This is a genomic window from Aneurinibacillus soli (assembly GCF_002355375.1).
In the GTDB taxonomy this organism is placed as follows: domain Bacteria; phylum Bacillota; class Bacilli; order Aneurinibacillales; family Aneurinibacillaceae; genus Aneurinibacillus; species Aneurinibacillus soli.
Genome location: NZ_AP017312.1, coordinates 885001 through 906335 on the forward strand (window position 1 = coordinate 885001; position 21335 = coordinate 906335).

General features: G+C 46.2%; 17 protein-coding genes and 21 tRNA genes. All 38 read left to right on the forward strand.

Annotated features, from left to right (window positions below; translation table 11 throughout):
* Positions 1-25 precede the first annotated feature (25 nt).
* The 38 genes from CB4_RS04485 to CB4_RS04685 all read left to right on the forward strand — a co-directional run bounded on the left by CB4_RS04485 (position 26) and on the right by CB4_RS04685 (position 21322).
* Positions 26-101 (forward strand) — tRNA-Val (locus CB4_RS04485).
* 24 nt (positions 102-125) lie between these two features.
* Positions 126-201: transfer RNA gene (locus tag CB4_RS04490), tRNA-Met, on the forward strand.
* A 9-nt stretch (positions 202-210) separates the two neighbouring features.
* Positions 211-287, forward strand: a tRNA-Asp gene (locus tag CB4_RS04495).
* 100 nt (positions 288-387) lie between these two features.
* Positions 388-460 (forward strand) — tRNA-Thr (locus CB4_RS04500).
* Positions 461-567: 107 nt separating this feature from the next.
* Positions 568-652, forward strand: a tRNA-Tyr gene (locus CB4_RS04505).
* A gap of 7 nt (positions 653-659) precedes the next feature.
* Positions 660-734 (forward strand) — tRNA-Gln (locus tag CB4_RS04510).
* A 7-nt stretch (positions 735-741) separates the two neighbouring features.
* Positions 742-817 (forward strand) — tRNA-Lys (locus CB4_RS04515).
* 24 nt (positions 818-841) lie between these two features.
* Positions 842-924 (forward strand) — tRNA-Leu (locus CB4_RS04520).
* A 6-nt stretch (positions 925-930) separates the two neighbouring features.
* Positions 931-1003, forward strand: a tRNA-Gly gene (locus CB4_RS04525).
* A gap of 15 nt (positions 1004-1018) precedes the next feature.
* Positions 1019-1090: transfer RNA gene (locus tag CB4_RS04530), tRNA-Cys, on the forward strand.
* Between the two features lie 11 nt (positions 1091-1101).
* A tRNA-Leu gene (locus CB4_RS04535) sits at positions 1102-1186 on the forward strand.
* 4 nt (positions 1187-1190) lie between these two features.
* Positions 1191-1261 (forward strand) — tRNA-Gly (locus CB4_RS04540).
* A gap of 15 nt (positions 1262-1276) precedes the next feature.
* Positions 1277-1353: transfer RNA gene (locus CB4_RS04545), tRNA-Arg, on the forward strand.
* A 10-nt stretch (positions 1354-1363) separates the two neighbouring features.
* Positions 1364-1440, forward strand: a tRNA-Pro gene (locus CB4_RS04550).
* Between the two features lie 17 nt (positions 1441-1457).
* Positions 1458-1531 (forward strand) — tRNA-Met (locus CB4_RS04555).
* A 9-nt stretch (positions 1532-1540) separates the two neighbouring features.
* A tRNA-Trp gene (locus tag CB4_RS04560) sits at positions 1541-1614 on the forward strand.
* Positions 1615-1627: 13 nt separating this feature from the next.
* Positions 1628-1716: transfer RNA gene (locus CB4_RS04565), tRNA-Ser, on the forward strand.
* A gap of 16 nt (positions 1717-1732) precedes the next feature.
* Positions 1733-1805: transfer RNA gene (locus tag CB4_RS04570), tRNA-His, on the forward strand.
* Positions 1806-1821: 16 nt separating this feature from the next.
* Positions 1822-1913: transfer RNA gene (locus CB4_RS04575), tRNA-Ser, on the forward strand.
* 1 nt (position 1914) lies between these two features.
* Positions 1915-1991 (forward strand) — tRNA-Ile (locus CB4_RS04580).
* Between the two features lie 14 nt (positions 1992-2005).
* Positions 2006-2088 (forward strand) — tRNA-Leu (locus CB4_RS04585).
* Positions 2089-2251: 163 nt separating this feature from the next.
* The gene (locus tag CB4_RS04590) at positions 2252-2524 is read left to right on the forward strand and encodes a hypothetical protein (RefSeq protein WP_096463771.1); all 273 of its coding nucleotides are present in this window, start codon (positions 2252-2254) and stop codon (positions 2522-2524) included.
* Positions 2525-2871: 347 nt separating this feature from the next.
* Entirely contained in the window at positions 2872-3459 is a 588-nt protein-coding gene (locus CB4_RS04595) for a phage tail protein (protein WP_096463772.1), read from the forward strand.
* Positions 3459-3932, forward strand: a complete 474-nt coding sequence (locus CB4_RS04600; RefSeq protein ID WP_096463773.1) for a GNAT family N-acetyltransferase — start codon at positions 3459-3461, stop codon at positions 3930-3932. The genes CB4_RS04595 and CB4_RS04600 overlap by 1 nt, the downstream gene beginning before the upstream one ends.
* 228 nt (positions 3933-4160) lie before the next feature.
* Positions 4161-4802 carry a hypothetical protein gene (locus CB4_RS04605; protein WP_096463774.1) on the forward strand — a complete coding sequence of 214 codons (642 nt, stop codon included), beginning with the start codon at positions 4161-4163 and terminating at the stop codon, positions 4800-4802.
* A gap of 196 nt (positions 4803-4998) precedes the next feature.
* Positions 4999-5235, forward strand: a complete 237-nt coding sequence (locus tag CB4_RS04610; protein WP_146226616.1) for a hypothetical protein — start codon at positions 4999-5001, stop codon at positions 5233-5235.
* Positions 5236-5534: 299 nt separating this feature from the next.
* Positions 5535-6122, forward strand: a complete 588-nt coding sequence (locus CB4_RS04615; RefSeq protein WP_096463776.1) for a phage tail protein — start codon at positions 5535-5537, stop codon at positions 6120-6122.
* Positions 6122-6595: a GNAT family N-acetyltransferase gene (locus tag CB4_RS04620; protein WP_096463777.1), complete on the forward strand. Its 474-nt coding sequence runs from the start codon at positions 6122-6124 to the stop codon at positions 6593-6595. The genes CB4_RS04615 and CB4_RS04620 overlap by 1 nt, the downstream gene beginning before the upstream one ends.
* 118 nt (positions 6596-6713) lie before the next feature.
* Entirely contained in the window at positions 6714-11927 is a 5214-nt protein-coding gene (locus CB4_RS21410; protein ID WP_231956145.1) for an InlB B-repeat-containing protein, read from the forward strand.
* 993 nt (positions 11928-12920) lie between these two features.
* Positions 12921-14294 carry a DJ-1/PfpI family protein gene (locus CB4_RS04645; protein ID WP_096463778.1) on the forward strand — a complete coding sequence of 458 codons (1374 nt, stop codon included), beginning with the start codon at positions 12921-12923 and terminating at the stop codon, positions 14292-14294.
* A gap of 397 nt (positions 14295-14691) precedes the next feature.
* A complete protein-coding gene (locus tag CB4_RS04650) occupies positions 14692-15105 on the forward strand; it encodes a DUF1842 domain-containing protein (protein WP_096463779.1) in 414 nt (137 codons plus the stop codon).
* A gap of 50 nt (positions 15106-15155) precedes the next feature.
* On the forward strand, positions 15156-15404 hold the full coding sequence (locus CB4_RS04655; RefSeq protein WP_096463780.1) for a phage tail protein: 249 nt from the start codon (positions 15156-15158) through the stop codon (positions 15402-15404).
* 160 nt (positions 15405-15564) lie between these two features.
* Positions 15565-16017: a redoxin domain-containing protein gene (locus tag CB4_RS04660; RefSeq protein WP_096463781.1), complete on the forward strand. Its 453-nt coding sequence runs from the start codon at positions 15565-15567 to the stop codon at positions 16015-16017.
* The gene (gene gcvH, locus CB4_RS04665) at positions 16017-16397 is read left to right on the forward strand and encodes a glycine cleavage system protein GcvH (RefSeq protein ID WP_096463782.1); all 381 of its coding nucleotides are present in this window, start codon (positions 16017-16019) and stop codon (positions 16395-16397) included. Before CB4_RS04660 ends, gcvH begins: the two co-directional genes overlap by 1 nt.
* 74 nt (positions 16398-16471) lie before the next feature.
* Entirely contained in the window at positions 16472-17023 is a 552-nt protein-coding gene (locus tag CB4_RS04670; protein WP_096463783.1) for a glycerol-3-phosphate responsive antiterminator, read from the forward strand.
* 154 nt (positions 17024-17177) lie between these two features.
* Positions 17178-17987 (forward strand): MIP/aquaporin family protein, encoded by an 810-nt coding sequence (locus CB4_RS04675; RefSeq protein ID WP_096463784.1) that lies wholly within the window; start codon positions 17178-17180, stop codon positions 17985-17987.
* Between the two features lie 25 nt (positions 17988-18012).
* The gene (glpK, locus tag CB4_RS04680) at positions 18013-19503 is read left to right on the forward strand and encodes a glycerol kinase GlpK (RefSeq protein ID WP_096463785.1); all 1491 of its coding nucleotides are present in this window, start codon (positions 18013-18015) and stop codon (positions 19501-19503) included.
* Positions 19504-19648: 145 nt separating this feature from the next.
* Positions 19649-21322: a glycerol-3-phosphate dehydrogenase/oxidase gene (locus CB4_RS04685; protein WP_096463786.1), complete on the forward strand. Its 1674-nt coding sequence runs from the start codon at positions 19649-19651 to the stop codon at positions 21320-21322.
* Positions 21323-21335: the final 13 nt, after the last annotated feature.

A 21335-nucleotide genomic window follows, 5' to 3' on the forward strand; every position in this document is an offset into this window, starting at 1 on the left:
AGAACCTAGCACATCCTTGTGCGTCGGAGGATTAGCTCAGCTGGGAGAGCATCTGCCTTACAAGCAGAGGGTCGGCGGTTCGATCCCGTCATCCTCCACCATATTTCTTCTATAAATCGTATTATCGCGGGGTGGAGCAGTTGGCAGCTCGTCGGGCTCATAACCCGAAGGTCGCAGGTTCAAGTCCTGCCCCCGCAACCAAATATATGCGGAGCCGTGGTGAAGTTGGAGTTCACGCTGGACTGTCACTCCGGAGGTCGCGGGTTCGAGTCCCGTCGGCTCCGCCATTTATTCAAAGAAGTAGACGGACCTCTCACCCGAGAGGAAGTTCTGCTAAAAGCGCTCACGTCCTGTGAGCAACGCAGAACCTAGCACATCCTGTACGTCGCCGGTGTAGCTCAACTGGTAGAGCACCTGACTTGTAATCAGGGGGTTGAGGGTTCAAGTCCTTTCGCCGGCATCATTCCTTACATTCTTCCGACGCCGAATAGGCTTCCCTGTTAGAATGGGACTGTAGTGCCTGAAAGGTGCACCATATTTACCATATCAATTGTTCTTTTTGTTTTTGGAGGGGTAGCGAAGTGGCTAAACGCGGCGGACTGTAAATCCGCTCCCTGTGGGTTCGGCGGTTCGAATCCGTCCCCCTCCACCAGTTTTATTGGGGTATAGCCAAGCGGTAAGGCAACGGACTTTGACTCCGTCACTCCCTGGTTCGAATCCAGGTACCCCAGCCAGTAGTATGAGTCATTAGCTCAGTTGGTAGAGCACCTGACTTTTAATCAGGGTGTCACTGGTTCGAGTCCAGTATGGCTCACCATTTTTTACAAGGTGAATACAATATGCGGGTGTGGCGGAATTGGCAGACGCACTAGACTTAGGATCTAGCGCTTCGGCGTGGGGGTTCAAGTCCCTCCACCCGCACCATACAATGCGGACATAGCTCAGTTGGTAGAGCACGACCTTGCCAAGGTCGGGGTCGCGAGTTCGAGTCTCGTTGTCCGCTTTTCTTTGTATTTCTGGAGGTATAGCCAAGTGGTAAGGCCAAGGTCTGCAAAACCTTTATTCCCCGGTTCAAATCCGGGTACCTCCTTCACGTCCCTTGCCGATGTGGCGGAATTGGCAGACGCGCACGACTCAAAATCGTGTTCCTTCTGGAGTGTCGGTTCGACCCCGACCATCGGTACCATATTGCGGGTGTAGTTCAATGGTAGAACATCAGCCTTCCAAGCTGAATACGTGGGTTCGATTCCCATCACCCGCTTCATCTATTTCATATGTGCCCGTAGCTCAATCGGATAGAGTGTCTGACTACGAATCAGAAGGTTGGGAGTTCGAGTCTCTCCGGGCACGCCATATTGTATATCGGGAAGTAGCTCAGCTTGGTAGAGTACCTGGTTTGGGACCAGGGTGTCGCAGGTTCGAATCCTGTCTTCCCGACCATTTTTATATCTAAATATGGCGGTGTAGCTCAGCTGGCTAGAGCGTACGGTTCATACCCGTAAGGTCGGGGGTTCGATCCCCTCCGCCGCTACTTTATTATAGGGGCATAGTTTAACGGTAGAACAGAGGTCTCCAAAACCTCCAGTGTGGGTTCGATTCCTACTGCCCCTGCCATTTTCATACATGCGGAGGGATACCGAAGTGGTCATAACGGGGCGGTCTTGAAAACCGTTAGGGTGCAAGCCCACGCGGGTTCGAATCCTGCTCCCTCCGCCATTATCTTTATTCTGTGGCGGCCGTGGCGAAGTGGTGAACGCATCGGATTGTGGCTCCGACACTCGTGGGTTCGATTCCCATCGGTCGCCCATTTATATAAAGTGTGGAGAAGTACCCAAGTGGCTATAAGGGGCTCCCCTGCTAAGGGAGTAGACGGGTTAAACCGTGCGAGGGTTCGAATCCCTCCTTCTCCGCCACGGGCCTATAGCTCAGTTGGTTAGAGCGCACGCCTGATAAGCGTGAGGTCGGCTGTTCGAGTCAGCCTAGGCCCACCATTTATATAGATTTTGCGGTCGTGGTGGAATTGGCAGACACGCTATCTTGAGGGGGTAGTGATCCATGATCGTGCGAGTTCGAGTCTCGCCGACCGCATCATATAAACGCACGAAAATAACGAAGCCCTGTGTTCTCTGTTGGATTGAGAGCACAGGGCTTCGTTTGTATTATGTGTTTGGTTTAAGGAAATGGAGTAATTTTACGCTATTACAAAAAAATATGACAGTAGAATTAAATGATAGGTATAGGTGGGACCGATGTGTTAAGTGAAGTAATATTGGAATTGGTTTCTATACAGCAAAAAGATCCATATGCACTCATATGGAGAAAACTATTTGTTATTCTATATAAAATAAAACGTAATGCTGATTTGAAGGGAAATACGGTAATTTTGTATCAAGTGAATGGGTATGACATGATCTATGAACCTGATGAAAGAAAGTTTAAATTGCAAGTAGAAGATGTTATCTTTAACTTAAAGATCGATGAACTTGTTACAGGAATATGTGAGGGAAGGTTCTTACCTTCTTGAGTTAAAGATAAAAAGAAATAAAAGATGAATAGGGTTATCCTGCAAGCAGTTGGTTGAATCGCTTGCGGGATAACCTTTTTCTAATTTGCTTATTGGATATAGTCATCCGTATCGCGTTCTTTTTTCGATGGGCTCTCTTTCATCTACTCATATTAACTCAATGTTGAGAAAATGTTCAGAACGGTTTGATAAGATGAAGAAGTGGTCGCAAGAGTATAGAGGGGGTGTCTATGTTAAATAGATCTGATAAGTAATTTATGTCAGAAAATTTTCTATATTATGAGATGCTATGTTGTAGTTCATGTTACTATCATATGGTAATTAAATCGAAAAGGGGATGTGTAAAAATGGACGCTTTTATTGGAACAATTCTGCCATGGTCAGTGAGTTGGGCACCAAGAAATTGGTTGCCGTGTGACGGTCGAGAATTGAACGTCAATCAATATCAAGCGCTGTACTCCTTGATTGGCTTCACGTACGGCGGTAATGGCACGACTACCTTTAATTTGCCGGACTTGCGTGGTCGAGTACCGATTGGAATGGGGCAACAATCAGGCAATGCCAACTTTGTCATTGGTACTAACGGAGGTGATGAGAATTCAACGCTGACCATCAACCAACTGCCGGCGCATGCGCATACTTTTTCCGGTACTGCGAACGTACACGCAGGGGCACCTGCGAATACAAATGCACCGACAACTAATACACCTGCTGCGAACACGAGCCTTTCCGTAGCTAAGGATTCAACGGGTGACGTGGCGAACATTTATAATACAAACCCACCCACGATGATGACAGCTACGATGAATGTGACGACTACAGTCATCGGAACTACGGCAGTAAGCGGTAACGGACAATCGTTCACCAACATGCAGCCGTATCAAGTTATCAATTACATCATTTGTGTAGTTGGTCTGTATCCGCAGCGTCCCTAATGTTTGAACATGTAGTAACCTTGCGAACTGTTGAAGAAGTGGATGAGACGATTCTTCTGCATCTTTTTTTCAACAGTAGCTCGGACTTGCAGAACATGCCAATCCCGGACGATGCCAAGAGCGTACTCGTTCGACAACAGTTCCTGGCCGAGCAATATTTTTTAAAGACGCACTTTCCTGATGCTGATGTATGCGTGATTTTTTTGAATGAACAGCCTATCGGGAGATTGAATGTGCACAGAGGGCAGGAAGCGTATCGAATTCTGGCGATTGCACTCCTTCCTGAATTCCGCAGCATGGGGATCGGAAGAAGTTTGCTAGAAGACATACTGCAAGAGGCTGCGAAATGCAGGAAAAAGGTGTGTCTGCAAGTCGCCTGGCATAACGGTTTGGCGCGGGCTCTCTATGAGCGATTGGGATTTGAAATGGTTGAAGACAAAGGGGTTTATTGCGAAATGCAATGGACTCCCTGATTCTTGTTTTTGGGAATGGAAGAAAGAGCAATAGGGATTAAAATCAAAATTTATAGAGTAATTTTAAAAAGCCAGACATATTCCCTTATGGGTAGTATGTCTGGCTTTTTAATTATGACCTTTATATACTCCCTAGTATGTACTAAGCCTGGTGAAAATGTAAAAAATACTCCTTGCTTCTAGTATTTGTTTCGAATATTCTTTTAAAAAATAAAGGGGGAGCTAAGAATGGGGCTTATTTACAATGTATTTAAGGAACTGGATACTTTTTCGGAATTAGGAGAAATGCAGAAGCAACTTATCATAACGCTGGATGATCTTGCAAGGAGCAAAGCTACAATTTTTGAACAGGAAATTAAAGAGTCTCTCCTCGAAACGACAGAAAATCGAACCATTCCAATCAATCATATCACTTCAAAAATGACTAGAATACATACTTATACGGAGGAGTCAGCGAAACATATACTTGAAAATGTAAAAGAATCACTCAGAAATTTTGTTACAAAAGGGAACGAAAAAGTTATCGATGAGGTCGGTAATCTGATGTCAGGTGAAGTGACCAGGTTTCTGAATGAAAGTGGGGTCAACTCTAACGTATTGAAGAGATACTATGTCATGACCGAGGGGGAATCTATTATTCGTATCGACTTGCGTGGGTGGTATTCGGAAATTAACATTAAATCACTCGCGAATAAAATCGAGAAGATCTCTGCTTTTGTTGCGGTCAAGTCAGCGGTTAACTTACAAGCACTTGATTATAATGCATTCTTAAGTGTTTATCAGTATCAACTTAGCAAATCAGATCTTAATTTGACAGACATAAAAGAAGCGCTGGATGAAGCTCGTCAAATATATGCACGTTTCCGATAACTGCCTAACATTACTATGAAGCACTAGATATAGCGGCCTAAATGTTCAGAATTTGTTCAGAACGGTTTGATAAGATGAAGTTGTGTTGTAAGTCATTGTAAGGAAGATGGTGCCTACATGCTCAGGTTGGCTATTTTTATGTTTTTTGCCCAATACATATGATTATTGCATCATGTGCATATCAGAACGCTTGCTAATGAAGCTGAACATGGGCTTGTCCACATATATAGAGGGAGGAATCTCAGCTTTGGCAGGTGCTGCTGCTACCGTGGCTACCGGAGTGGCTACGGCTTTGGATACGGTAAGTGCGTCAGCATGGGTTTCGGTAGCTGTAGGAGTAGGAGCTGCTGTTGCAGTTGGGAGTGCTGTGAAATCTGATTTGGGATTAATAGAGGATGTAAATAAAAGCCTGACATATTCCCTTATAGGGTAGTATATCAGGCTTTTTTAGGTAACTTGAAATGATCACATAAACTAATATCCTATTTAACACGAAAAAATTTCCGAGAATACGATAGACTAATGTAATTTGTATTACATTTAATGGCTTTTGTTCAGAATTTGTTTAGAACGATTTGATAGAATAAAAAGATGTTCACAAGAGTATAAAGGGGGGGATAACTATCAAATAAGTACCACAAGTGTAACATTTGTATTTTTTGAATTTTAGGTATTTTGTTTTTACTTTACTTATAACATGTAGTAGTTAAATCGAAAAGGGGATGTGTAAAAATGGAAGCTTTTGTTGGGACGATTTTGCCGTGGGCATTGGACTGGGCACCAGTGGGTTGGTTGCCGTGTGATGGTCGACAGTTGAACATCAATCAATATCAAGTGCTGTATTCCTTGCTTGGTATCAAGTACGGTGGCAATGGCAGTGCTACCTTTAATTTGCCGGACTTGCGCGGGCGAGTTCCCGTTGGGATGGGGCAACAACCAGGCAATACCAACTTTGTCATTGGTACTAGCGGAGGTGCTGAGAGTTCAACGCTGACCATCAACCAACTACCGGCGCATAATCATACTTTTTCCGGTACTGCGAATGTAAGCGTAGGGGCGCCTGCGAATACAAGCGTGCCGACGACTAATACGCCTGCTGCGAACACCAGCCTTTCCGTGGCTAAAGATTCAACGGGTGACGTGGCAAACATTTACAACACAAGTGCTCCCACAATGATGACGGCAACGATGAATGTGACGACTACGGTCAGCGGAACTACGGCAGTAAGCGGTAACGGACAATCGTTCACCAACATGCAGCCGTACCAAGTCATCAATTACATCATTTGTGTAGAGGGTCTGTATCCACCGCGCCCATAATGTTCGAACACGTAGTAACCTTGCGAACTGTTGAAGAAGTGGATGAGACGATTCTTCTGCATCTTTTTTTCAACAGTAGCCCGGATTTACAGAACATGCCAATCCCGGACGATGCCAAGAGCGTACTCGTTCGACAACAGTTTCTGGCCGAGCAGTATTTTTTAAAGACGCACTTTCCTGATGCTGATGTACGCGTGATCTTTTTGAATGAACAACCCATTGGGAGATTTAATGTGCACAGAGGGCAGGAAGCGTATCGAATTCTAGCGATTGCACTCCTTCCTGAATTCCGCAGCATGGGAATCGGAAGAAGTTTGCTGGAAGACATACTGCAAGAGGCCGCGAACTGCAGGAAAAAGGTGTGTCTGCAAGTCGCCTGGCATAACGGTTCGGCGCGGGCTCTCTATGAGCGATTGGGATTTGAAATGGTTGAAGACAAAGGAGTTTATTGCGAAATGCAATGGACTCCCTGATCCTTGTTTTGAGGAATGGGAGACAGCTCAATAGGGTTCAAAATGAAAATTTTTACTTATTTAAAGGTAACGCTTTGTATGTTTGGTATTACTATTACAAGTAAGGGAGGGGGCCGCTATGGTAAAAAGAAAGTCATCCTTTAAAGGGATGATATGGTTGTCCTTGCTTTGCATGGTGATGACTCTTGCATTACCAGTACAATTGGTGTTTTACCCGAAACCGGCTTACGCGGCAACGACACCTAATAGTGAGAATTTTAATACTATACCGACTGATTCAGCAACTACATCACCGCGGATCATAGGTGATTGGACGTTTAGCATGGTTAGTACTGCAGGGGGGACGCCTAGGACCCAAATTAAACAGGTAAGTCCTAACACGACGAATGACTTGTTATTCACGGGGACCGTGGGAGCTGCTGCGAATGAGTATGCTTGTGTTCAATCAAACACAGGAGGAGCTTTCAAACTTCTTTCTTTTCAAGTCATCGAGCGGAATGGTACTGCGGATCAATATAAAGTCGTAGGGTATCTTGGGGGGAAACCTGTAGCAGGGGCTGAAAAATCATTCAATCCCATATCTGGTAGTTTTTTCTCGGTCGATGTATCGAGTGATTCCGCTTGGCAAAATATTGATGAGTTTCGAATTTATGCGAAGACCACAATTAAGCTAGAAATTGATGATCTTATTGTCACCGATCCAAATGCGGCAATGCCAAGCATTGGTACGCAGCCAGCGGACAAAACAGTGAACGTGGAAGATTCCACGTCTCTGAGTGTTGCGGCAAGTGTGAGTGACGGAGGGACGTTGAGCTATCAGTGGTACAGCAACAATACAAACAGCAACAGTGGAGGCACAGCCATTACCGGAGCGACGAACGCAACGTATGCACCACTGACGGGCACAGCGGGAACGACGTACTACTATGTAGTAGTGACAAACACGAACAATAGTGTAGCGGGAACTAAAACAGCAACGGTCACGAGTAGCGTGGCGAAGGTAACGGTGAACTCGAACACAGCCACGTACACGGTGACGTATAACGGCAACGGAAGTACGGGAGGAAGCGTGCCAACGGATGTCGGTAGCTATGCGTCCGGGGACACGGTAACCGTAAAAGGAAACACGGAGAGTCTGGTGAAGTCGGGGTACACGTTTGCAGGCTGGAATACAGCATCAAATGGAAGTGGAACAAGTTATGCATTAGGCGATACGTTCCTAATAGGAAGTACGAATGTAACGCTATATGCGAAGTGGACGACGAATCAGCCATTAGTTTCAGTGACTGTTGGAAGTAGCTCGGGTGCTAAAGGAACGATTGTTGAAATTCCCATTTCGATTGATACACCATCATTAGGAATTGATAATTATCTCTTCACGCTAGACTATGATATTGCTAAGCTACAATTCATAGAAGCGGTTGATAAACGGAATAGTAAAAATTTTTGGGGAGAGGATGAAAGTTTAGGTATATTTGATAATTACACAACGCCGATTACAACAGCAGGAGAATTATTTGTAGTCAAATTTAAGGTGTTATCCGACGAAGAGGTCATTCCAGTTAATATCGATGTGTCGAATTCCGTTATAAAGGATGCTAACCAAATTCCTTTCACAACTACCTTTACGAATGGGAAAGTAACGCCTACTCATACAGTAGCATTCAACAGTAACGGAGGAAGTACGGTAACGAGCCAGACGGTAGCGCATGGCAACCAAGCAAGTAAGCCGACAGATCCGACGAAAGCCGGGAATACGTTTGGCGGATGGTACAGCGACGCGGGATTGACGAATGCGTTCAACTTTAGTACCACGATTACGGGAGATACGACGTTGTATGGGAAGTGGACGGCGAATAGCTATACGGTGACATTCAACAGCAACGGAGGAAGTGCGGTAACGAACCAGACAGTGGTGCATGGAGGAACAGCGAGTGAGCCGACAGCGCCGACGAAAGTGGGGTATACGTTTGGCGGCTGGTACAGTGACGCGGGACTGACGAATGCGTTCAACTTTAGTACCACGATTACGGGAGATACGACGTTGTATGCGAAATGGACATCGAATAACTATACGGTGACATTCAACAGCAACGGAGGAAGTACGGTAACGAGCCAGACGGTGGCGCATGGCAACCAAGCAAGTAAGCCGACAGACCCGACGAAAGCGGGAAATACGTTTGGCGGATGGTACAGCGACGCGGGATTGACGAACGCGTTCAACTTTAGTACCACGATTACAGAAGATACAACGTTGTATGCGAAGTGGACGGCGAATGACTACACGGTGACATTCAGCAGCAACGGAGGAAGTACGGTAACGAGCCAGACGGTGGCGCATGGCAACCAAGCAAGTGAGCCGAGTGCGCCGACGAAAGCGGGAAATACGTTTGGCGGATGGTACAGCGACGCGGGATTGACGAACGCGTTCAGCTTTAGTACCACGATTACGGGAGATACGACGTTGTATGCGAAGTGGACGGCGAATGACTACACGGTGACATTCAGCAGCAACGGAGGAAGTACGGTAACGAGCCAGACGGTGGCGCATGGCAACCAAGCAAGTAAGCCGACAGACCCGACGAAAGCGGGAAATACGTTTGGCGGATGGTACAGCGACGCGGGATTGACGAATGCGTTCAACTTTAGTACCACGATTACGGGAGATACGACGTTGTATGCGAAGTGGACATCGAATGACTACACGGTGACATTCAATAGCAACGGAGGCAGCGCGGTAACGAGCCAGACGGTAGCGCATGGCAACCAAGCAAGTAAGCCAACAGATCCGACGAAAGCGGGGAATACGTTTGGCGGATGGTACAGCGACGCGGGATTGACGAACGCGTTCAACTTTAGTACCACGATTACGGGAGATACGACGTTGTATGCGAAGTGGACATCGAATGACTACACGGTGACATTCAATAGCAACGGAGGAAGCGCGGTAACGAGCCAGACGGTAGCGCATGGCAACCAAGCAAGTAAGCCGACAGACCCGACAAAAGCGGGGAATACGTTTGGCGGATGGTACAGCGACGCGGGATTGACGAACGCGTTCAACTTTAGTACCACGATTACGGGAGATACGACGTTGTATGCGAAGTGGACGGCGAATAGCTATACGGTCACGTTTAACAGCAACGGAGGAAGTGCGGTAACGAACCAGACAGTGGTGCATGAAGGAACAGCGAGTGAGCCGACAGCGCCGACAAAAACGGGGTATACGTTTGGCGGCTGGTACAGTGACGCGGGCTTGACGAATGCGTTCAACTTTAGTACGACAATTACGGAAGATACGACGTTGTATGGGAAGTGGACGGCGAATAGCTATACGGTCATGTTTAACAGCAACGGAGGCAGCGCGGTAACGAGCCAGACGGTAGCGCATGGCAACCAAGCAAGTAAGCCGACAGACCCGACGAAAGCGGGGTATACGTTTGGCGGGTGGTACAGTGACGCAGGATTGACGAATGCGTTCAGCTTTAGTACCACGATTACGGGAGATACGACGTTGTATGCGAAGTGGACATCGAATGACTATACGGTGACATTCAACAGCAACGGGGGAAGTACGGTAGCGAACCAGACGGTGGCACATGGAGGAACAGCGAGTGAGCCGACAGCGCCAACGAAAGCGGGGAATACGTTTGGCGGTTGGTACAGTGACGCGGGGTTGACGAATGCGTTTGCGTTTACGACTGTGATTACGGAAAATACGACGTTGTATGCGAAGTGGACCACGAGTATTACTGCAGTTACGAGTATTGTACTTGATAAACCTAGTCTCAATTTAAAAGTTGGTGGGGCAACAGGTACATTAATGGCGACTGTACTTCCAGCAGATGCGACAAACAAGCAGGTCACATGGTCATCAAGCAATGAATCAGTTGCGACAGTAGATGCAAATGGAGTGGTAACACCAAAGGCGGCGGGAACGACTACGATTACCGTCAAAACAGTAGACGGCAACAAAACGGCAACGTGCCTAGTGACAGTACAGCCGGCATCTTCTGGTGGTAGTGGCGGAAGCAGTACACCTGCACAGCCTTCCACCCCAAGTACTCCGAGTGCACCTACCACCGGGGTTGAGGTTCTTGTCAACGGGAAAGTTGAAAATGCGGGAATCGCCACAGCATCCAAAGTGAATGACCAGACCGTAACAACGATTGCGGTTGATCCGAAAAAGCTGGATGCTAAGTTGGAAGCGGAAGGTCAGCATGCGGTCATCACGATTCCGGTGAAGACGAACTCCGACATTCTCGTTGGAGAATTGACCGGCCAGATGGTCAAAAACATGGAACAAAAGCAGGCGGTTGTGGAAATCAAAACCGAGAAGGCATCGTATACGCTACCTGCCCAGCAGATCAACATTGACGCCGTATCCGAGCAAATCGGCAAGAGTGTGAACCTGCAAGACATTAAAGTAAAGATCGAGATTTCCAAACCGACAGCGGAAACGGCGAAGATCGTGGAAAACTCCGCAGCAAAAGGTGAGTTTACGATCGTAGCCCCACCTGTCAATTTCACGGTAAAAGGAACATATGGGGATAAAACAATTAATGTCTCCAAGTTCAATGCGTACGTAGAAAGAACCATTGCCATTCCGGATGGGATAGACCCGAACAAAATCACAACAGGCGTCGTTGTTGACCCGGATGGAACCGCTCGTCATGTACCGACTAAGATCGTTGTCATTGATGGTAAGTATTTTGCCAAAATCAATAGTTTGACAAACAGTACGTATTCGGTTGTCTGGCATCCTCTCGAGTTTAAAGATGTCGAGAAACACTGGGCGAAGAATGCGGTGAATGACATGGGTTCACGGATGGTGATCAGCGGCGTCGGTCATGATCTCTTCAATCCGGACCAGGATATTACGCGTGCAGAGTTTGCGGCAATCATGGTTCGTGGGTTAGGGATTAAGCAAGAGGATGGTGTCGCACCATTTGCGGATGTAAAAGCAGCAGATTGGTACAGCGGGGCGGTGCAAACCGCATACAAGTACAATCTGATCCGTGGATTTACAGATGGCACATTCCGTCCGAATGACAAGATTACGCGGGAGCAGGCGATGGCGATTATCGCCAAAGCGATGAAAATCACCGATCTGCAAGCGAAACTTCAGCCTAAAGAAGCAGGAGAACTGTTGCTTCCATTCATAGATGCGAAACAGGCATCGGAGTGGGCGAAGGAAGGGGTTGCAGATTGCGTGCAATCAGGTCTTGTTTCCGGTAGAAATGGTCAGCAACTGGCACCAAAAGAGTTTATCTCGAGAGCAGAGGTTGCGGCGATTGTTCAGCGACTTTTACAAAAGTCTGAGTTGATTTAACGAAAGAGGCAAGATTTATAGAGTAATTTTAAAGAGCCTGACATATTCCCTTATAGGGTAGTATGTTAGGTTTTTTTAGTTCCAGTAAATTGATTTATGTGGCTTACTATCATTTTAGAGATCTGAAAATTGTTCTGTTAATAGGCATGTAGTAGAGCTCTAATTATGAGGATTAAACAATTTTGCGAGCGTAAAAATAAATAAAAAAAGAGAAAATGAATGATAAACGGATTAATAAGATGCTATGTGGAGATATAAGGAGGTAAACAATCTATTCCGTTGTTTTAATTATTAAGAATATTTGTTATATTTATTTTACACCAACAACAGGTGGACAACCTTCTACTCAACCCACTACACCTGAATGGATGTGATGACGATGATTGCAGAGGGTAAAATTCAATGGATGCTTGCTCCAGGTAAATAGGGAAAGGCGATGTACACAGCAGTCGAATAACGAAAGAAGGAAGGTGTGACACTTCTCGAGATCGTTAGGGGTGTACAGGTATATAAACTAAAGTAGGAAAGGAGAACGAAAAGTTGAATAGCGAGGAAATACAAACGTAGCCCTGTGCTCTCAATGATCGAGAACACAGGGCTACGTTATTTTTATTACTCCCTAGTATTTTCAGTGAAAGTAAAACCCCGTTGATATTCAACGAGGTTCGTAAATTACATGTTTAAGTTTCCTTTTAGTTACATGAACAACCTATAAACTGGAAGTTGCTTTGCGGTTCGTAGCAGTTTTTCTGGTACTACCCATAGTACTGCTAAGGGAGGATAATCAGGAGGAAAATAAAAAAAGTCATAACAAAACCCCACTTTACATACCATAGGTGGGTATAGTATTATCTTTTAGTAGGTACATAAATATGGTAAATAATTGTGGTATTAATTAATACTTGGTGATGAATTTGATTATTTCCAAACATCTTTATACCCTGCCCCGGTATAGTAAGTTAGGAAGTACATGGTATTAAGGAGGAAAATAAAATGAAGAGATTATTACTACGTTTGGTTGTTTATGTATTGAGTTTCGGTGTGTTTGTGGGAGGGATTGGGACGTTTGGGTATGTTCGCTCTAATCAGGAATATTGGATTCCCACTCGGCCAACACCAATCCCTGCTTTACAAGGCCTGAGCGTGCCTGAACATAATCCAAAAAAACCCACAGTAGCTGTCCTTTTATCCAATCCGACGACAGAAGTGATTGATTTTATGATTCCGTATGAAATGTTTGCGATGACTGAGGCTTATAACGTATATGCAGTTGCTCCGGACAAAAACATGAAAACACTCTCTGGTGGTCTGGATCTGATGCCGCACTATTCTTTTGATGAACTGGATCGATTATTAGGAAAAAGTCCCGACCTTATTGTGATCCCGGCCATGCCTATGGTTGACGAAGCAAAATATAAACCTATCCGGGAATGGATACAAAAACATTCTGATACGAAGTTGTTAAGTATTTGCGCTGGGGGGTTGAATCTGGCCGATACAGGTTTATTAAAAGGGAAAGAAGCAACTACCGATTGGAAAAGTTTTGATTTTAAGGAAACCAATAAATATCCTGAAACAAAATGGAGAAGGGATGTGCGTTATGTCGCAGACGGGAACATCGTTTCTTCAGCAGCCCTCACTTCAGGAATTGATGCCGTCCTCTATGTGATCTCACAACAATTAGGCGAACCTATGGCGGAGAAAATAGCGAAAGAGATGAATTACCCTTCTTATCATTTCGTAAAAAATCCGAAGGTAGACCCTAATTATGTTGATCAAACCGAATTGATTTATTCGTTCAACCTAGCATTCCAATGGAACAAAAAAAACACAGGGGTATTGCTGTATAACGGGATGGATGAAGGAGCACTTACGGCGATATTTGATACTTATGCCAACTCTGGAACAACAAAAGTGTTTACCATTTCCAGCTCACAACAGCCTATCGTTACAAAGTATAATCTAAACCTGATCGCCAGATATCAAATGTCAAATGCCCCGAAATTAGACAAAATGTTTGTCACAGGAACGCAGGCAAAAACATTAGCTGCGGAGGATGTAAAACAGTGGAACGAAAAGGGCAACACAAAAGAGATTCGCTTCTTGCACAGTGATTCGACGCACCGATTTGTATTCGATGCACCTCTTGAAGATTTAGCCAAGCAAGAAGATATTCTAACCGCTAAATATGGTGCCAAACGACTCGAATACCGTGCCGAACATCTAAATTTTGAAGGCAGGTCGTTTTCCTTTGAAGCCTTCGGGATCCTATTTTCGCTTAGTATACTAGCAGCGCTGGTAGCTTTCTATATTGATAGACGATTCATCATGAAGAAAAAGACAACAACTAACGGGTGCGACTATTGAGTAAAGAAAAATAAGAAAGCCGATTTTCCTTAGCATAGTGGAAATCGGCTTTTTCTATGTAAAAAATCGCTTAGCATACAAAATTCGCGTTTTGCTGGCGAGATCACAGGTATCATGAGCTACCTTGCAGTCTATGATAGCGACCCTGTCACTACCCCTTATAGGGTAGTATGTCAGGCTTTTTTAGTAACTTGGAATGACCAGATAAACTACTATCCTATTCAACATCAAAAAATTTTTAAAAAGACGAGAGACTAACGGTATTTATATTACATTTAATGGGGTTTGTTCAGAATTTGTTCAGAGGAATAGTGTACTATTGGTTATGCACACGTATATTACTTCATGTTTCTTTTTTATGATTTTATAATTAATCGGAGAAAGAAGGGAAAAAGTAATGAGTACAAATGTACAAGAAGGATTGTTTCTTGCCCGTTATCAAATCGGAGGTGATAAACTAGGCGCTCCTTTACTTCAACTCGATTTAGCTGTAAGTACCCCAAAAGAGCTGGTTAGTGGACTTGGCCATATCACCCAAGCAGTAAATCCACCAATTGACTACACGTACCATGTACAAGGAAATTTCACGTACATGACCGTTATGCCTAATAATACGCACATTTTAGTGGTAGGCAACGGAACGCAAGAAAGTATTCTTCCTGGTGTAGACAACAGCTCAGATTCTCCTACTTTAACGTTCAGAATTATTTTAGAAGGAGATTGGAAATCAGGGGTAGCAAATTATCAATATCTTGATGCAGCTGGGAATGTACATCACATTTCAGATGCACCTGTGAAAATAGTAGAATAGATAATATCTCATTCAAAACGAAAAAAATTTCGAAAAGGAGTATAAGATATATGGAAATTTTTATGGGGAGTATTATACAATGGCCAATGGATCGAGCGCCTGAGGGTTGGAAGCTTTGTGATGGTCAATTACTACCAATTATTCAATATCAAGAACTGTATTCTCTAATAGGCAACAAATACGGTGGTGACGGAAGAACAAACTTTGCTTTACCCGACTTGCGTGGACGATCCGCCAATCCTGCGACAGCTATGAATTACATCATTTGCATAAACGGAAGCTATCCTGGCAGACCATAACTATAAAGAATCCCCACTATCTAAGCTATAGGTATAGTGGGGATTTCTGTTTCTAAGCTTCTTTAGTCTTGGATGCAATCACCCGCATCGAGTATAATTGTAATGGGTGTGCATAATACTATTATGTGGAAAAGCATCGAAAATAAGGAGGCTACTCTTCATGAAATTGCGTGATGAAATGCCGGAATTTACAGGTGTGGCTGAGTGGGTAAATGGCAGCGTGGCAAAAGCCGAGCTGGCGGGTGCGCCTGTACTTGTTCATTTCTGGTCGATTAGCTGCCATTCCTGCAAAGAGACGCTGCCACAGCTGATTGAATGGCGTGATCAGTACCGGGATAAGGGGCTTCGTGTAATCAGTATTCATATGCCTCGTTCGGAAAAAGACACAGAAGTTGGCCCTGTTAAAGAAGCGATTCAGCAGTATGGTTTAACGCACCCTGTTGCAATTGATAACAACCATAAAATCGTGGACGCGTATCAAAACCAGTATGTTCCGGCTTACTACCTGTTCGACGAAGAACAGAAACTCCGTCATTATCAGGCAGGAGAGAAGGGGCTTAGCATGCTTGCGAAACGTTTGAGCCGCGTGATGGGATCGGAGGAATTGGCATAATGAATCTACCAACCAATTTGAAATACAGCGAAGAACACGAGTGGGTGCGTGTGGAAGGAAACAAAGCATACATCGGCATTACCGAATTCGCACAGTCAGAACTCGGTGACATCGTATTTGTAGAGCTTCCGTCTGTTGGGACAGATGTGAAGCAGGACGACCCGTTCGGAAGTGTCGAGTCCGTGAAAACGGTATCAGAACTGTATGCTCCGGTTAGTGGCAAAGTGATCGAAGTGAACAAGGAGCTTGAGGATTCGCCTGAGCTTGTCAACGAATCACCCTATGAGAAAGCGTGGATGATTGCCGTTGAACTGTCTGATCCATCTGAACTGGATAAATTAATGGATGCGGCTGCATACGAAGCGATGACGAAAGAATAAAAGATTGGTACGATAGCAGGAGGAGGCCGCTGTGCCGACTCCTGTTTTTCATTCTGGTAACAAGGTGGGACGCCATGAGCTTTCACGGACAACATATCCTTCCAGCCGCCCGCGATATGAAAGATTTTGAGAAAATCCTTGAGAGTCCATATGAGTATGGCGTTTTTCTCGATACGCATATCGCCCGGCTCAAAAGCCTGTACAAAGCCGCACACGATGCGAAGAAAAAAATGTTCCTGCATGCGGATCTTGTCCATGGCTTGAAAAATGATGAATACGCAACGGAATACATCTGTCAGGAATTCAAGCCTGTCGGTGTCATCTCAACCCGAGCCAATGTTATTTTGAAAGCCCGGCAAAAAGGCGTGCTGGCTATTCAACGTGTATTTTTGCTTGATACAAACGCGCTTGAAAAAAGCTATACGCTTCTAGAAAAGACGAAACCAGACTATATTGAGGTGCTGCCAGGTGCGATACCGCATATCATTACCGAGGTGAAGCAGCGGGCAGGCATTCCTATTTTTGCGGGCGGCTTGATACGGACAAGAGAAGATGTAGAGCGGGCGCTCGCCGCCGGTGCAACAGCAGTAACAACTTCTAATCGCGAGCTCTGGGATATGTATTGACAACGTTTTCATTTTGACATATCATAGGAAACAAGTTAATACATGTGACGGAGAAATGGAGACTCACACGAATGTCCTTTTTACAAGAAAGGGCGTTTCGTTGTGAGTCTCTTTTTCTTTTGTCTAAAACAAAAAAAGAGAAGGGGACAGTACGATGACAGCTTTCTGGGGAGAAGTTGTAGGAACGATGATTCTCATTATTCTCGGGGGAGGTGTGTGTGCTGGCACTGCGCTTAAGAAGTCATTTGCACAGAACTCGGGTTGGATCGTCATTACGATGGGCTGGGGACTGGCTGTGGCAGTGGCTGCGTATTCGGTTGGACGCATTAGCGGCGCACATTTGAATCCTGCCCTGACATTGGCGCTTGCGGCTGCGGGAAAATTTCCGTGGGCACAAGTTCCATCCTATATTGCGGGACAGATGCTGGGGGCATTTCTTGGCGCAATTGTCGTATACTTACATTATCTGCCGCATTGGGCGGAAACAGAAGACGCAGGTACGAAACTTGGTGTATTCTCGACGGGTCCTGCAGTGTCGTATACGTTTGCCAATTTGCTTAGTGAAATGATTGGAACGTTTATTCTTGTACTTGGCATTCTTGCGATCGGTGCTAATAAATTCGCGGATGGACTCAATCCGTTCATTGTCGGGTTCCTGATTGTCAGCATCGGGCTATCGCTTGGTGGTACAACTGGATACGCGATCAATCCGGCACGGGATTTGGGACCACGTATCGCTCATTTCTTGCTGCCGATTGCAGGGAAAGGTTCATCGAACTGGGGATATGCATGGATTCCAGTTGTCGGTCCGATACTTGGCGGTATGCTAGGAGGGCTGTTTTATAAGGCAGTTTTTGAGCACCAGATAACAGTTGGGCTGTGGTATGTGCTGGCTGCGATTGTCATTGTGCTGGGGATTGCCCGTGTTGCTGGTGTGAAGCCTGTTTCTGGACAAGTAAACTAAACTAGAAAATAGAGGGGATATGGACATGGAAACATACATCTTATCACTCGATCAAGGGACAACAAGCTCTCGTGCGATTTTATTTAATAAAAAAGGGAGCGTTGTGCATGTGGCACAGCGCGAATTCACCCAGCACTTCCCACAGCCAGGCTGGGTAGAGCACAACGCGAACGAAATCTGGGGCTCGATCCTGTCTGTGATTAGTTCTTGCCTGTCTGAAGCAGGTGTCAAACCGGAGCAGATCGCGGGTATCGGCATCACAAACCAGCGAGAAACGACGGTTGTATGGGACAAACATACAGGCAATCCAATATACAATGCTATCGTATGGCAGTCCCGCCAGACGAGCGGCATTTGTGATACGTTGAAAGAGCAAGGATTAAATGATACATTCCGTGCGAAAACAGGCCTGTTGATTGATGCGTATTTCTCAGGTACAAAGGTGAAATGGATTCTTGATCATGTCGAGGGAGCAAGAGAGAAAGCAGAAGCAGGCGATTTGCTGTTTGGTACAATCGACACATGGCTGATCTGGAAGCTGTCTGGCGGCCAGGTGCATGTCACCGACTATTCAAATGCATCCCGCACGTTGATGTACAACATTCATGAATTGAAATGGGACGAGGAGCTGCTCAATATTTTGACCGTTCCAAAATCGATGCTGCCGGATGTGCGCCCTTCCTCTGAAATATATGGGTATACATCGGATGATTTCTTCTTCGGCCATCGGGTGCCGATCGCAGGGGCAGCTGGTGATCAGCAGGCTGCACTGTTCGGACAGGCGTGCTACGAAGAGGGGATGGCGAAAAACACATACGGAACAGGCTGCTTCATGTTGATGAACACAGGCGAGAAAGCTGTTGCCTCTGAACATGGTCTGCTGACAACGATTGCCTGGGGCTTGAATGGAAAAGTCGAGTATGCGTTGGAAGGTAGTATTTTTGTGGCAGGATCTGCGATTCAGTGGCTGCGCGATGGCCTGCGCATGCTGAAAAACGCATCGGACAGCGAAGACTACGCGGCCCGTGTGGAATCAACGGAAGGCGTATACGTGGTACCGGCGTTTGTTGGACTTGGCACGCCGTACTGGGATAGCGATGTGCGTGGGGCGATGTTTGGCCTAACGCGCGGTACAAGCAAAGAACACTTCATCCGTGCTGTGCTCGAATCACTTGCCTATCAGACAAAAGACGTGTTGATGGCCATGGAGGCAGACTCCGGTATTTCACTGAAGACGCTTCGGGTTGATGGTGGTGCCGTGAAAAATAATTTCCTTATGCAGTTCCAGAGCGATATGTTGAGTGTTCCGGTTGAACGCCCGGATGTAAATGAAACAACGGCGCTTGGGGCAGCGTATCTGGCGGGTCTTGCGGTCGGCTACTGGCAAGATACCGCAGAGATCTCTCGGCAGTGGAACCGTGAGCGCTGCTTTACGCCAGAGATGGCTGAAGCGACACGTGATCGTCTGTATGAAGGATGGAAAAAAGCCGTTCGTGCCGCGATGGCTTTTAAATAATCGGTAACCGTGATATACTAAACATAAGTTAATAAATCGGTTGGAGCTTAGGAGAGACCACACTGCGCGATGATGATTCATGAGGATGATCGTCGTGTATGTTGTGGTCTCTTTTTGCGTCCGTATGCCCATAGGAGGAATAAACATGGCCCAAACATTTTCTGGACGAAAACGTACTGAACAATTGGCTGCAATGAATGGACACGTATATGACATGATCATAATCGGCGGTGGGATTACAGGTGCCGGGATTGCGCTGGATGCGACGACGCGTGGGATGAATGTTGCGGTATTTGAGATGCAGGATTTCGCAGCGGGCACATCAAGCCGCTCCACGAAGCTTGTGCATGGTGGATTGCGGTACCTGAAACAGTTCGAAGTGAAAATGGTGGCGGAAGTCGGAAAAGAACGAGCGATTGTGTATGAGAATGGACCGCACGTCACAACACCGGAGTGGATGCTTCTTCCCATGCACAAAGGCGGCACATTTGGACCGTTCAGTACATCAATCGGCCTGCGTGTGTATGACTTCCTCGCCGGAGTAAAACGTTCCGAGCGACGTTCGATGCTGAGTGTAGAGCAGACGCTTGTGAAAGAGCCGCTTGTGAAACAGGATGGTCTTAAAGGCGGCGGCTATTATGTGGAATACCGGACCGATGATGCGCGTCTGACGATTGAAGTGATGAAAGAAGCTGTGCACCGTGGTGCTGCGGCGGTTAATTACGCGAAAGTGGATGCGTTCATTTATGATGAAGCAGGCAAAGTAAACGGGGTACGCGTCATTGATTTGCTGACAGGTACGGAATACGAAGTACACGCGAAAAGAATCGTCAATGCAGCTGGTCCGTGGGTCGATACCCTGCGGGAGAAGGATGGCTCTAGAACAGGCAAGAAGCTGCAATTATCGAAAGGCGTGCACATTGTTATCGACCAGTCGCGCTTTCCGCTGAAGCAGGCGATTTACTTCGATACACCGGACGGACGCATGGTATTTGCGATTCCACGCGATGGGAAGGCGTATGTGGGAACAACAGATACGTTTTATAAGGAGGACGCGGTACATCCAAAAATGACGGTTGCGGACCGTAAGTATGTCATTGATGCGATTAACTATATGTTCCCGAGTGTAAAGATTACGGAAGACGATGTTGAATCAAGCTGGGCTGGTGTTCGCCCACTTATTTATGAGGAAGGAAAATCCGCTTCTGAGATCTCGCGCAAAGATGAAATCTGGCAGTCTGCATCTGGTCTCATTACGATTGCAGGCGGCAAGCTGACAGGCTACCGCAAGATGGCCGAGTTAGTCGTGGACCTGGTGGCGAACTTGCTGAAGCAAGAAGGGCAAGGCAGCTACAAGGCGTGCAGTACGAAGCATATGTCGATTTCCGGCGGTGCTGTCGGCGGCTCGGCAGGGTTTCCGGCATTTGTGCAGCGGAAGGCAGATGAAGGAGTGGGGCATGGTCTAACACGTGAGCAGGCACAGCATCTGGCGCACATGTACGGCTCAAACGTTGACCATCTATATGACATCATCGCCAAGCGTGGAGCAGAAGCGCAAGGAGCAGGGCTTGCGCTTGATGTATTTGCGCAGCTTGTATATGCGATCGAACAGGAAATGGTCGTGAAGCCGGTTGATTTCTTTATTCGTCGTACAGGTGCATTGTTCTTTACTATTGGCTGGGTGAGGGCATGGAAAACCCCGGTCATCGCGTATATGGCCCAATATCTCGGCTGGAGCAATACGGAGGAGCAGATGTACACAGATGAGCTTGAGCAGCGCCTGACAGAGGCTGTCGTTCCGGTCGATCTACCACAATGAGTAAGCTTGTTTG